Source organism: Nonomuraea rosea (assembly GCF_039539705.1).
Classification (GTDB): domain Bacteria; phylum Actinomycetota; class Actinomycetes; order Streptosporangiales; family Streptosporangiaceae; genus Nonomuraea; species Nonomuraea rosea.
This window is the reverse complement of the sequence record NZ_BAABDQ010000001.1, coordinates 806,879-819,345: the sequence shown is the minus strand read 5'-3', so window position 1 is coordinate 819,345 and position 12,467 is coordinate 806,879. Positions and strand designations below refer to the sequence as shown.

The following is a 12,467-nucleotide window of genomic DNA, read 5'->3' as shown; positions in this document are numbered from 1 at the left end:
CCGGAGCCGGGCCGCCGCCCCGTCGCGGTCGCCGGCGCCGGTCGCCACGCCCGCCGCGCGCAGCAGGGACTTGGCCTGGTTGTGCGGGCGCTTGAGTCGCTCCCAGGCCGCCGCCGCGGCGTCGAAGTCCCCGCTGTACGACAGCCGGTACGCCTCCGCGACCGGCCCGATGAGCGACAGCTCGGCCTCCACGCCGGCGGCGTGCTCGCGTACCGCGGCCGTCCTGCCGGGCTCGGCGGCCTCGGCCGCGTCGCAGACCGTGCGGAGCAGGGACAGCAGCCGCCAGCTCAGCATGGCCTTGCTCGACTGCCTGGGATGCGCGAGCACGTGCTCGGCCACGCCGAGCGCGGCCCCGGGCTCGCCCCTGAGCAGGTGCCAGCCGATGTGCAGCCGCGCGTTGACGATGACGTCCTGGACGAAGTCCTCTGGGCGGCCCTTCAGCACGCCGATCTCCGTCAGAATGCCCTCGACGAGCTGCAGCTCGCCCCTGGCCAGCGCGATGTCGGCGCGCACGCGCAGCAGGGCGTGCCTGGTGCGGAGCGCCGGCCCGTGGCCGAGCGCGCCGTCGACGATCTCGACGGCCTCGTCCCAGCGGCCGAGCGACTCCAGCGCCTCGGCCCAGTTGTTCTTGATGAACAGGCCGCTGCCGCGCAGCCGGCCGTACTTCTTGGCGACCTCCCAGCCGTCCACCGACATGCGCAGGGCCTCGTCCTCGCGGCCCATGTCGCACAGCGCGTCGATGTTGTTGCCGATCGCCCTGGTGATCAGGCGGCCTGAGCGCTCCTGCCGGCCGATCTCCAGGGCCTGCTCGTTGATGACGATCGCGGACTCCAGCTCGCCGCCGAGCGAGTGGCCGAGCGCCAGGTTCATCAGCAGGTCGCCTTCGAGACACCGGTCGCCGAGCTGCCTGACCTGGAGCAGCGCGTCGGCGATGAGCTGGCTCGCCTCGGCGATCTCGCCCCTGAGCATGAGGTGGCGGCTGAGCGGCGTGACGACCTCGGCGTGGTCGAGGCTGTTCTCCGGGACGAGCCGCAGGGCCTCCCAGAGGTCCTCGATGACGCCCTGATGGCCCTTGGAGCTCTTGAACGCCGCCCGCCGCACGATGAGCTGCGCGACGCGCGCGGGCTCCCTGGTCGCGTCCAGCTCCGACAGGGCGGCCTTGACGAACTTCATGCCCTTGTCCACGTCGCCGCCGGAGTTCGCGGCCTCTGAGGCGCGTTCGAGCACGGCGGTGTGGTCGGCCTCGATGAGCCGGGCCGCGTCGGGCACCCGGTCCCAGAGCATGAGGACGCGTTCGAGCAACGGGACGGCCTCGGTGTACGCGAACGCCTTGAACGACTTCTGCGCCGCCTCCCATGCGGAGATCAGTGCCCAGTGGTCGTCGCGGGCGCCGTACCAGTGGTGTGCCAGCTCGACGGCGGCCCGTCCGGGCGGCACGAGCTGACGGTCCTTGGAGATCTCCTCGGCGAACCTGGCGTGCAGGCGCTGGTGCTCGCCGGGCAGCAGCTCGTCGTGAACGGCCTCACGGATCAGGGAGTGCCTGAAGACGTAGGCGCGGCTGTCGGCGATCTGCAGGACGTTGCCCGCGATGGCCGGCCGCAGCGCGGTCTCCAGCTCGACGTCGGACAGGCCGCTCACGGCGGCCAGCAGCGCGTGGCTGACCCGGATGCCGCCCGCGGCGGCCACGCGCAGCACGCGCTGGGTCTCCTCGGGCAGGCGTTCGACGGAGTTGAGTATCAGGTCCTGCATGGACTCGGGGAACGAGCAGTCCGCGCCGCCCTCCAGCATGGCCTCGACGAACAGCGGGATGCCCTCGCTGCGTTCGTAGACCTTCTCGACCTTGGCGTATTCGGGGACCTCGCCGAGGATCCCGGTCATCTGCTCGGCGACCTCGTCGCGCGACAGGCGGGGCAGGTCGAGCCGGTGCACGCCGCTGACCCTGCCCAGCTCGGCGAGCACCGGCCTGAGCGGGTGCTGCCTGTGCAGGTCGTCGGAGCGATAGGTCATGACGATCAGGACCTGCGGGGCGTGCAGGTTGCGGCTGAGGAAGGCGATGAGGTCGCGGCTGGACCTGTCGGCCCAGTGGATGTCCTCGATGACGAGGATGGTGGGACGGGTGTCCGCGAGGCGTTCGAGGAGCGTGAGGAACTGCTCGAAGAGCCGCGCGCGCCCGGTGTCGGTCTCCCCGTCGCCGCTGGGCTCCCCGAACTCGGGCAGCAGCCGCGCAAGATCGCGCTCGGCGCCCTCGGGCAGCAGCGCGGCGACCGCGGCCGGCCCCTGCTCCCTGACGAGCTGCCGGAGCGCGGCGGTGAAGGGCGCGTAGGCCAGACCCTCGGTGGACAGCTCGACGCAGCCGCCGAACAGCACGTGCGCGCCACCGTCGGCGCAGCGCTCCGCGAAGCGCTGGACGAGCCTGGTCTTGCCGACCCCGGCCTCGCCTCCCAGAAGTACGGCCGTCGCCTGGCCTTTTCGTGCCTCGTCCAGGCTTTCGGCGAGAGCTCCCAGCTCCTCTTCCCGCCCGACGAAGACAGGACTGACCGTACGTCCCCGCATGTCATCCAGCATGTCACGTCCTATTGATTGCTTTCGACGCTTTTAAGGGGGTTGAGAGGCCCGGCCGCGAGGGAGGCTGCGGCCGGGCGCTCGTGGGGTGGTCATGAGGAACGGCGCTTGCCGAAGAACGAGCGGCGCTCCGCCTTGTTGCCCCGCATGGCCTCGCGTACCCGGCGGTGGTCGGCGGCCGCCTTGCGCAGCTCGCTGGCGTGGTCCTTCATGAGCTGGTATTCGATCTCGGGGTACATGGGGTTTCTCCCTGTTCGTGCTTCTTCCTGACACCTTTAATGCTCGGTCTAAGGCCCGGTCCGGCACATCGGGTGGATGCCTTATCTCCTGCGCCCGGATACCTATGGCACATACCTAGGGCCTGGTCGGAGACGTGCGGGGGCCTAGGTAATAGATCCGGTTTGGAGGTAGAGGCCCTGGTCGGCGATGCTGTGAGGGTGTCAACTGTGACTACCTCGCTCGCGGAGGTGGCCTCGTCCGAGGCCTCGTTGCGAGCTTTCCTGCATGGCCTGCCCGGGGTCGACCGGGTCGGCGCGGACCAGCGGGCAGCGGTGCTGGGCACCCGCTCGATCAAGACGACGGCCAAGGCCATGGCCATTGACCTGGCCATTTCGATGGTCGATCTGACCACGCTCGAAGGGGCCGACACGGCGGGCAAGGTGCGCGCGATGTGCACCAAGGCCGTGCACCCCGGCGGCGGCGCCCCTCGGGTGGCGGCCGTCTGCGTCTACCCGGACCTGGTGGCGGTGGCCGTCGAGGCGCTGCGCGGGTCGGGGGTGAAGGTGGCCTCGGTGGCCACCGCGTTCCCCAGCGGCCGTACGTCGCTGGAGGTGAAGACGACCGACACCGCGCTGGCGGTGGCGGCCGGCGCGGACGAGATCGACATGGTGATCGATCGGGGCGCGTTCCTGTCCGGCGGCTACATGAAGGTGTTCGAGGAGATCGTCGCGGTCAAGCAGGCGTGCGGGGCCGCGCATCTGAAGGTGATCCTGGAGACGGGTGAGCTGGCCACCTACGACAACGTGCGGCGGGCCTCCTGGCTGGCGATGCTGGCCGGCGCCGACTTCATCAAGACCTCCACCGGCAAGGTGGCGCCGGCCGCGACGCTGCCGGTGACGCTGGTGATGCTGGAGGCGGTACGGGACTTCCGCGAGGTGACCGGGCGGCAGGTGGGCGTCAAGCCCGCGGGCGGGATCCGCACCACCAAGGACGCGATCAAGAACCTGGTGCTGGTCAACGAGAGTGCGGGAGAAGACTGGCTGAGCCCGGACTGGTTCCGGCTGGGCGCCTCCTCGCTGCTGAACGACCTGCTGATGCAGCGGCAGAAGCTGGCCACCGGCCGATACGCCGGTCCCGACTACTTCACCCTGGACTGATGATGGGGAGTCTCCCACCTGCGGAGACTCCCCCTTTAACCCTTCTGACCTGCACTTATAGGTGTGCCGAAGTGTCGTTAGGGTTCGTTGAGTGTCGGCGCGATGTGCCCTCGCTGTGCCCTGACATCTTGGGCTCTGGCCAGAACGGCGCAAGGGTGGCCATTGCCTTGGCGGGATCGTGGCGAAGCCAACGCAGGCAGGCCCGTAGAAAGCCGTCCATGGTTCGCTCACGCCCTAGTGCGCCCTTGGCGTCTTCGTATTCGTCTGGTTCTGGGCGGAAGGCTCGGGACCTCAGCTTGTGCTGGTTCGGCATGGACGAAGTTTCTCACGGTGGCTTGCCACCCGTCCATTGCATGTGCCAAAGTGGTGGCTAGCCACCTCGGGTAAGGGGTGGCTAGCCACAAAAAGAACGGGCCCTGCCCAGTGCTACCAACACCGGACGGGCCCAGGCCAACTCCCTGCTCTACCAGGAAGAGAACCATGACCCAGCTTACGCACGCTCCCGCCCGCCCCGTCACTGTCCCGGCCGCCACCATCACCGCGCTCGCCAGCATCGCTGCCGTGTGCGCCTGGTGCCGCAAGCCGGGCCGTCTCCGCCGGGCGGTCGAGCTGGTGCGCGCACTCATCGAGGGCGGCGACGGACCGAAGTACGGGTGCGACGACTGCCTGGCCGTCGTCGAGCACGGACTGTCGGCCCGCATCCCGGACAGCCCCGCCCCGCTGACGGCGATGGCGGCGGGCTGCCCGGCCTGGTGCAACCCCGAGCACGCCCACCGCTTCCCGGCGATCGACTTCGAACACGACTCCGGCGTGGCCGACCTGGTCAGCTCCTCCCTCACGGAGGGCGAGCGGTTCGGCGACGTGTGCGGCGGCATCTACCAGCAGCCCGGCGGGGCCGCCCGCGTGTCCCTGTCGATCCACACGCACCTTGGCGACGCGGAGGTGGAGCTAACCCCGGAGGAGGCGCTCCAGGCGGCGTACGGGCTCATCAACAAGGCCATGGCCGCCCGCGCGGCCAGCTCCAGATAGCAGAACGCCCCCGGGCCGGTGTTAGAGCACCTGCCCGGGGGCTCGACCCATCCCCTGATGTGACCAGGAGAGAGACCGTGTCGGAAGACTACCCCCGCACGCCAAAACCGCCCCACCCCGCAGACTGCACCGTCCTGTTCTGCGAGGCCGACCACCGCCACGTGCAGGCCACGGACCGCCTGCACTGGCAGGCCGTCGCCGACATCGACCCCGGCCCGTCCACCATCGAAGTCTGCTACGCCAGCGACCAGCCGGACGGGACGCGCCCGTTCGTGCAGGTGCGGTTCGGGCTCGACTACCTCGGCCCGCTGGAGGCGCTCGACATCCCGTTCCCGGCCGCCGCCGCCCTCGCAGACCTTCTGCAGCTGCTCGACGGCGGGACTCTTCCGCAGCTGGTGCACGCGCTCCGCCACACCCTGGAGGGGCCGCACCAGCGCCGCAGGAGGACCCGGTGGTGACCCCGGCCGCCTGCCCGGCCTGGACGTGGTGCCGGGCGGACCACAGCCTTCCGGAGTGGGCGAGCAGCCACAGCGCGCCCCTGGGGCGGTGGCGGGTCGGCCCCGTCGTCGTCGACGCCAACATCCTCCAGGGCGACCCGTACGAGCCGGTGGTGCGCGCCGAGCTGGTGCACGACAGCGGCAAGCGGCGCGTGCTCGAACTCGACGCCGGCCAGGCGCACGCCGTCGCCGACGTGCTCGACTTCTTCGACCCCGACATGGTCGACGACGTCAGCGACGTGGCCGGCATGCTGTACCGGGCCGCCGACACCATCGACCCCGAGCACGATCGGGAGGTGCCGTGGTGAACGCCAAACTCCGCGGAATCCTGACGTGCCCGTCCTGGTGCGACGCGATCGGCAGGCATGACGACCACGACCACCACGCCCATCTCCTGCTGCACGACGAGCAGGACGGGATGAGTCTGCTCGTCTGGCTGTTCCAGCGCAACGACCACCGCGAGTGGGCCACACCGACCGGCGGCCGTGCCGGATACACGCGTGTCGGCTCGCCCGTGGTGACCGTCATGTGGGAGCGCGGCGAGCTGGACGGCATGCAGTCGGTCGACGTCGACCCGGTCGAGGGCGCCGCCCTGGGGGACGTCCTGCAAACCGTGTACGGCGGTTCCGGCCTGGCCGCCGCGCTCGTCGAGGCGGCGCGCCTGGTGACTGTAGAGGGTGCGCGGTGACCGTCCTCCCGGCCGCGCCCGTCCCGGTTCGTACGTCGCCTGTACGGGTGGTGTACGGGCGAGTGCGGGCCCGCCGGTCCGCCCTGGTGAAGCCGCCGATTCGGGTGGTGTGGTGGCTGGTCGTGGCGGCGCTCGTACGGGCCCTGTACGGGCGGTGCGCGCACTCGTGTGCGCCGGGCTCCGTACGGGTGCGGGCGGGCGGTGCGGGCCGGTACGCGTACGCCGCTCCGTCAGGGGTGCGCGGGCCTGCGACCGTACCCGGCGCGTACCCGGGGCACGGCCGGGTGTTCCCGGCACGCTACTCGTGGATCGATCGGGCGAAGGTGGTGCGCGGCCCGGGACGGCGGCGCGGCGGCGGCAGGGATGCGGCCTGGGTGCGTGTACCCGCCCCGTACCCGGCCCGTACCTGGCCAGGCCAGGCCGGAATGTGGTGGTACATGCCGGGCGTCGCGAGAGCGGGCCGGGTGGTGGACGGGCGGCGCGTCAAGTACAGGCGGGTACACCGCACCCTGCCGTCGTGGGGGGCGCGCCACCGTAGCCGAGCCCGGGCCGGCGGGCGGCGCAAGCCGCGGCACATGAGCGGTGAGCACGGTCGCATCTTCCGCGCCCTGCTCGCGTTCCGGGACGGGCCGCGCTGCTTCTACTGCCGGGCGCCGTTCGCCGACCCATCCACGGAAGCCACCTTCGACCACTACCTGCCGTCCGCGCTGTGGCTGACGGGCCGCCACAACGCGCCGTGGAATCTGGTGCTGGCCTGTGATCCGTGCAACGGGGCGAAGGGCGATCGGCTGCCGTGGCCGCTCGTGTGGCTGCTTCTGGCGCGTTTCCGGCCCGCCGTGGGCGTGCTGGCCGCCGCAGCGTGATGTGACCGTCTCCGTGACCTCCAGCGTGGTCACGGAGACGGTCACATGCGCGCGTGCACGGCTACCCGCTGGACTGGCGTAACAGCCACTCGACTACGACCAAAACCAGGCGTGCCACAACCGGCCACCAGGCGCCCCGTCCCTGCTCGCGTGTCCTCATGCTCGTCTCCCTTCCCGGAGGTCTCCTGCGCTCTCTCCAGGCAACAGGAGGGCGTTTCAGGGACGGTGCGAGGTCGGATGGGCGGTCGCGTACACGGCTGCGCGTGGGTTCCACGACCTCGAGCATTTTTGATCTTGGATCAGGGTGTCGCGGACTGTCGGCCCCGGGTGTCGGAGCGGTGTCACGGGCGGAGCTTTCGGATGTCGAGTCCGATTCCAGCGGGTGTCGCGAGGGTGTCGGAAGGGGTGTCGCAGGGTGTCGTGACACCTGTCGCGAAGCTCCGACCAGTAGCAGCCCACGCGTGACACCCCCACCCCTGTCGGCGACACCCCGGTCAGGCACGGATCCAGTTGCCGCACCCCTCGCTCGTGAAGCCCTCACCGCGCCGTACCGACACCGTCGCGCCGTTGGGCGCGTTGGTGACCCACTGGTTGTCGATGATGCGGCCGGCCCCGGTCGAGCGCTCCCAGTAGCACTTCGTGAGCCGCCCCGGCGTGGTCCGGTACGTGCCCGCCCGGATGTCCTTCCCCACCGTGTACACGCCGTCTGTGAAGCCGCCCGCGGCCTTCCGCCACACGGGCAGGTACTTCGGGCACAGGTGCTTGATGGCGGCGGCGTACATGTCGCCGTCCTCCTCCAAGTTCTCGACGATCAGGTCTACCGTGGGCGGCCCTTCGTCGCCTCGGCCGCACACGATGTAGCCGTCATCCACGTAGCTGTACGCCGTCAGGGACTGGACGTCCTTCTCTCCCATCGCCTTGGCGAGCGCGGTGAGGTAGCGGAGCTCCTTCTTGCTGAGTTCGGGTTCGTCCGGCACGTTGTCGGTCGGCTGCGGCGTCGACGACGGGGCGGGGGCCGGTGTGGATGTCTGCGGCGGCGTGCTGGCCGCGGTGGTGGCGGGCTGCCCGCATCCGGCCACGACGAGCAGGACGGCTAAGAGGGGTGTGCGCACGGGGTTGCCTCCGGGGGTGCCTGAGTGGCCAGTGTGAAGAGGACGCGCTTCACGGATCGTAGGTTGCCCGCGTTCCGTGCGTCCCGTGTTCGCGCAGGCCCGGCCGGGTCGCGTTCCGTGATCGGATCCGTGCCCGTCACGTGTCGTCCACGGGTGCCACACGGGTCGTGCACGGGTGCCAGGTAAGGGCCCCAAGGGTGCCACGCTCCTGACTCAAGGGGTGCCAGAGGGGTGCCAGGCCGGGTGCCACGGAGGGTGCCAGAAACCGTGGCACCCCCTCTGGCCTGTAACACCCACCCCCCAACCCCCCGCCCCCGGGCCGCGAGGGTGCCACGGCGGCGGGAGGTAAGTCGAACGCCGTCCACGAGGTGACAGACAGGGCGCGCACACACGGTTACCTTCCGGGTATGCCGAAGGACGATGACGAAGCTCCGCCGGTGTGCGGAACCTGCCTGGGCGCCGGCGGGGAATGGATGGAGATGAACGGCAAGAAAGGCCAGGAACGCAAGTGGGTGCCGTGCGACTCGTGCGGCGGAAGCGGCCGGGCGTGACCGACCCCATCACTTGCCCCGAATGCCAGGGCGACCGCGGGAAGCTGCTCGGCGGCCTGTTCCTGGCCTGCCAGTTCTGCGGCGGCCTCGGCTGGGTCGGCGGCGACAATGAGCCGGCCGAACGGGAGGCGAAGCCTCCCCCGCCGCCGCCGACCGCGTCGAATCATCCGGTGTGGTCGGATCCGTGGATCGCGGCCGCGTTCGGCTGCCGCCTCTGCCTCGGTGCGCGGAAGTTGACGCACGTCGACGAAGAGGCGGGCACCCTGATCACGGTGCCGTGTAGATGCGTCGCTGACTAGACCATCGCCTCTTGGGCCTGGCGCATTCCGGGTGTGAACCGCTCTACAGCTACCTATAGGTACGCATGCTTATGCGTGCTTAAGCATGCGTGTATCTGACCCAGAGTGGACCAGAGGACGCCTGATAGAGGTGGACGGTTTCTCGTCTGCTTCATGGAAGGCGCCACCATGGCAACTCCGGAAGAACGGTCCCGTGCTGCACGGATCGCGGCCCACAGCTCGTGGGCGCAAACGCCAGACCGGCGCGAACGTACACAACCCGCCACCAATGCGTCTCCGGTCTCTCTGGAGTACTGGGAGAAGAAGCTGCGAGAGGAGGGCGTCGTTCGCGAAGAGGACATTTCGAAGGCAGCGGTCAACGCTCGCTCGGCCGAGATGCGACGCCGAGCGCTTAAGTCGGCGAAGGCACGTGCCCGTAATAGGGCAGAGAAGTTGGAGTATCACCAGAACCGGCACGAGGCCTGGGAGCGGGGATGGCGTCCGAAGGACGACCTGTGACTGCCGACCAAAAGCGGCTCTCCGCACAGCGGGCGATCGCCGCCGACATCTCGTGGGCGCGCACTCCCAACCGCGCCGAACGCACCGAGGCCGGCCGCAAGGCGTCGCCGATGTCGCTCGACTACTGGATCGCGAAAATCCGGACCGAAGGAATTGTGCGCGAGCAGGACATTCCGGCCGCGGCCCGCAACGCGCACAGGGCGCACATGCGCGGCATGTCGCTCAAGGCAGCAGCGCGGAGGAAGAGACGCTCGTAGTCGCGTCGGGACCACGCTCTTACTCAGGCGCGGGCCATGTACTCGAAAGCGAACTCCTGCCCGATTGCGGCGATGTCGGCGTCCTGTCGAACCGTGGCGTTCTCGATGTTGACCGTCACCCCGCCCTTGCTGCCCTGCGAGAGCGACGCGGAGCTGTCCGAGACGAAGCCGCCCGCGTTGTGGCCCTCCACCATCCCGCCGGGCGGCTTGCGCGGCACCGAGAACTTGCTCAGCTCGTACAGCGACCCGGTGTCGCTCTTGCCCTTGCCGCCGGCCGTAATCGATTGGGCCTGCCCGATCACACCGGCGAGACTCGATACGCTGCTGGTCAGCCCTTGGATGGAGCTCGTCATGGACTCGGTCATGTCGGTGACGCTCGCGGCCACGACCGTGCTCCCGTCGGTCGCCGACTTGCTGATGATGTCGGAGCCGACCTTCCACCCGTCCACCAGCGAATCGCCAGCGGCGCCGAGCTGCTGAATCACGGTGGTGAGCGAACCCGAACCGCCGAGCGCGTCGGTCACTGCCGCCTTGGCGGCGTCGAGGCCGTGCGACACCTGCATGCCGGTCGCGTCGATCGTCGCGCCCACATCGGACATGCGCTTGGCCGCGGCCTTGTTGTACACCTCCAACCCGAAATCCTCCGCCACCTGCTTCAGCAGGTCGACGGCGCGCGACCGGTGCTGGGACGCGTACGGGATGAATGCCTCATCGTCGGAGCCTTCACCGAACAGGATGGTCGGCCCGGTGGCGATGTGCGGCGCCGGCGACATCCGGCCGCCCGCGGCGAACGCGCGCAAACCGCCGGCCGCGTACCGGTGGATGTCGCCGGCCGCGTTGATGTCCGCCTTCAGGTTGCCCGGGAGGTTGACGGTGCCGTCCTGCTGGACCTTGACGGTCATGGTGACGGTCTTGTTCTTGATCTCGTCAATCTTCCTCTTGAGCTCCTCAAGGAGCCGCTTGCCCTCCTTGGTGTCGGCGTCCACCTTGGTCGTCTTGCCGTTCGGCAGCAGCTTGACGGCGTTGCCGAACGCGTCGACCGCGAACTTCCCCTTGTTCGTCGCCACCGTGGTCACGCCCAGGCTGTCGCCGAGAGCCGCCACGGAGGCCTTCGCCGCGTCGTTCTTGCCCGCCCACTCGTTCAGGTGGGGAAGCTGATCCATGTACGCCGCGGTGGCGTCCTTCGTCTTCCCGGTCCGCTCCGACTCGGTTTTCGCGGCGTCAGCGATCGCCTTCGTCGTGTCCTGCACCGCGCGAAGCCGGTCGAGGGTCGACATTTTGTCGTCCTTGGCCGCCTGGTTGGCGTCCTCGATCGCCTCTTTCAACCGGATTTCGGCGTCGAGGGCTTTCGCGGCCGGGTCGAACATGTTCTCCAGGGCGTCGGAGAGGCTGCGCACCCCGGCCGCCGCCTGGTCGCCGGCGCCGCCCACACCGCGCATGGCGTCGATGCCCTTCATGGCCTCGATGTGGGTTTTCCCGATCAGGCCCGAAAACTCCTCCATCCCGGTGAAGAGCTCTTCCTGGGTGGCGCCGAACATCTGCTTCATGAAGTAGTCGGTCCCGGCCTGGCTGCCGGCGGGGCCCAGCGGCGCCGAGAACACCACCTTCAGCTCATCCGCCCAGGAGAGAACCTTGGCGCCCGCTTCGAGCAGCTCGGCGGCGTCGGTGACCAGGTCGGCGAGCATGGTGGGGTGCTCGTCGACGATGTCGGAGAACGTGGTGAACGTGTCGCCGAGACTGTCCATGATGTCGGGGATCCGGTCAGACAGGCCGTTGAGCAGCTTGCCGAAGCTGCTGCCGACCCGCTCCAGGCTGGGGCCCAGGGAGGCGACCCCATCGCCGACCGCGTCAATGAACTGGTCAACGTCGGGCACCAGATCCTTGAAGATCTTGGCCAGGGATGGCTTGAGCCGGTCGAACGACTTCTCGGCCACGTCGGCGGCGTGCACGAGGCTGTCTTCCAGCGGTTCGGCCGTGTCGGCGAGATCGGCCTTGATCGCGTCGGCCGCCTCCGACCAGGCGTGCTTCACCTTGTCGGCCCCGGCCGCCGCAGTGATCCCGGCCGCGAGCAGGCCGCCGCCGATCGCGAGCACGATCCCGGACGCGGCCACCCCGGCCACGGTCGGCAGGGCGGCGATCGCCGCGGCCAGAACAGCGACGTTTGCGGGCCCTCCGGAGCCGATCACCGACAGCGCGCTGTCGAACTTGCCGCCGAGCCCGGCCGCCAGGCCGGCCAGCTTGTCGACGCTGTCCGTCGCCGAGCTGGTGTCGACGTCGACCTTCACGCGCTCGTCGTCGAGGCCGTCGAGGGCCCGCTCAACCTCCGCTATGGAGGCCAGGGCGGATGCGATTTCGGCGTCGACCTTGAAGTCGAACTCGCCGTAGCGCAGCATGTCGCGTGCTTCGTCGGTGAAGGATTTGCCCGCGTCGTGCCCGGCCCGGCCCGCGATCCGCTCGACGTCGTCGAGCGCCCTCTTCAGGTTGCTGGAGAACGCGCCGCCGCTGGACTGGCCCGACTTGCCGGCCTCGCGCGTGACGTCGCGGAAGCTGTCTACGACATCCCGCGTCATGCGATCCATCGAACGGGACACGTCCTGCTCGATTCGGCCCGTGGCGGACGTTGTGGAGCCCTGCATGGACTTCAGGGACCGCTCGACCTCCTTGACCCCGGATGTGAAGTCCTTGCGGTCGAGCTTCGCATAGGCGACGAGCTCGCCAACGGTCAACGCCATCAG

Annotated in this window: 14 protein-coding genes; 10 read left to right on the top strand and 4 right to left on the bottom strand. The window is 69.6% G+C overall.

Going from position 1 to position 12,467, the window contains the following annotated elements; all coding sequences use genetic code 11:
* Together ABEA43_RS04075 and ABEA43_RS04070 are read right to left on the bottom strand one after the other, a co-directional pair.
* Positions 1-2,565 (bottom strand): ATP-binding protein (locus ABEA43_RS04075; RefSeq protein WP_345558742.1); only part of this gene is annotated, 2,565 nt, incomplete at its 3' end.
* A gap of 89 nt (positions 2,566-2,654) precedes the next feature.
* Positions 2,655-2,801 carry a hypothetical protein gene (locus ABEA43_RS04070; protein WP_345558740.1) on the bottom strand — a complete coding sequence of 49 codons (147 nt, stop codon included), beginning with the start codon at positions 2,799-2,801 and terminating at the stop codon, positions 2,655-2,657.
* 207 nt (positions 2,802-3,008) lie between these two features.
* On the opposite strand from ABEA43_RS04070, the gene deoC reads away from it, so the two are divergent.
* The 6 genes from deoC (at position 3,009) to ABEA43_RS04040 (ending at position 7,015) form a co-directional block, all read left to right on the top strand.
* Positions 3,009-3,938 (top strand): deoxyribose-phosphate aldolase, encoded by a 930-nt coding sequence (gene deoC, locus ABEA43_RS04065; RefSeq protein ID WP_345558739.1) that lies wholly within the window; start codon positions 3,009-3,011, stop codon positions 3,936-3,938.
* Positions 3,939-4,418: 480 nt separating this feature from the next.
* Complete coding sequence (locus ABEA43_RS04060; protein ID WP_345558737.1) at positions 4,419-4,967, top strand: DUF6907 domain-containing protein; 549 nt, start codon at positions 4,419-4,421, stop codon at positions 4,965-4,967.
* Between the two features lie 77 nt (positions 4,968-5,044).
* Positions 5,045-5,425: a hypothetical protein gene (locus ABEA43_RS04055; RefSeq protein WP_345558735.1), complete on the top strand. Its 381-nt coding sequence runs from the start codon at positions 5,045-5,047 to the stop codon at positions 5,423-5,425.
* Complete coding sequence (locus ABEA43_RS04050) at positions 5,419-5,772, top strand: hypothetical protein (protein WP_345558733.1); 354 nt, start codon at positions 5,419-5,421, stop codon at positions 5,770-5,772. Before ABEA43_RS04055 ends, ABEA43_RS04050 begins: the two co-directional genes overlap by 7 nt.
* Positions 5,769-6,152 (top strand): hypothetical protein, encoded by a 384-nt coding sequence (locus ABEA43_RS04045; RefSeq protein ID WP_345558732.1) that lies wholly within the window; start codon positions 5,769-5,771, stop codon positions 6,150-6,152. The genes ABEA43_RS04050 and ABEA43_RS04045 overlap by 4 nt, the downstream gene beginning before the upstream one ends.
* A complete protein-coding gene (locus ABEA43_RS04040) occupies positions 6,149-7,015 on the top strand; it encodes an HNH endonuclease (RefSeq protein ID WP_345558730.1) in 867 nt (288 codons plus the stop codon). Before ABEA43_RS04045 ends, ABEA43_RS04040 begins: the two co-directional genes overlap by 4 nt.
* Positions 7,016-7,509: 494 nt before the next feature.
* On the opposite strand, the gene ABEA43_RS04035 is transcribed toward ABEA43_RS04040, so the two are convergent.
* The gene (locus ABEA43_RS04035) at positions 7,510-8,127 is read right to left on the bottom strand and encodes an Rv1352/Rv1906c domain-containing protein (protein ID WP_345558728.1); all 618 of its coding nucleotides are present in this window, start codon (positions 8,125-8,127) and stop codon (positions 7,510-7,512) included.
* Between the two features lie 407 nt (positions 8,128-8,534).
* Between ABEA43_RS04035 and ABEA43_RS04030 the strand changes: the two genes are divergently transcribed.
* The 4 genes from ABEA43_RS04030 to ABEA43_RS04015 all read left to right on the top strand — a co-directional run bounded on the left by ABEA43_RS04030 (position 8,535) and on the right by ABEA43_RS04015 (position 9,732).
* Positions 8,535-8,678, top strand: a complete 144-nt coding sequence (locus tag ABEA43_RS04030; RefSeq protein ID WP_345558726.1) for a hypothetical protein — start codon at positions 8,535-8,537, stop codon at positions 8,676-8,678.
* Positions 8,675-8,977, top strand: a complete 303-nt coding sequence (locus ABEA43_RS04025) for a hypothetical protein (protein WP_345558725.1) — start codon at positions 8,675-8,677, stop codon at positions 8,975-8,977. Before ABEA43_RS04030 ends, ABEA43_RS04025 begins: the two co-directional genes overlap by 4 nt.
* Before the next feature lie 153 nt (positions 8,978-9,130).
* On the top strand, positions 9,131-9,475 hold the full coding sequence (locus ABEA43_RS04020; protein WP_345558723.1) for a hypothetical protein: 345 nt from the start codon (positions 9,131-9,133) through the stop codon (positions 9,473-9,475).
* Positions 9,472-9,732 carry a hypothetical protein gene (locus ABEA43_RS04015; protein ID WP_345558721.1) on the top strand — a complete coding sequence of 87 codons (261 nt, stop codon included), beginning with the start codon at positions 9,472-9,474 and terminating at the stop codon, positions 9,730-9,732. Before ABEA43_RS04020 ends, ABEA43_RS04015 begins: the two co-directional genes overlap by 4 nt.
* Before the next feature lie 23 nt (positions 9,733-9,755).
* Here ABEA43_RS04015 and ABEA43_RS04010 read toward each other — a convergent pair whose 3' ends face one another.
* On the bottom strand, positions 9,756-12,464 hold the full coding sequence (locus ABEA43_RS04010) for a hypothetical protein (RefSeq protein WP_345558720.1): 2,709 nt from the start codon (positions 12,462-12,464) through the stop codon (positions 9,756-9,758).
* Positions 12,465-12,467: the final 3 nt, after the last annotated feature.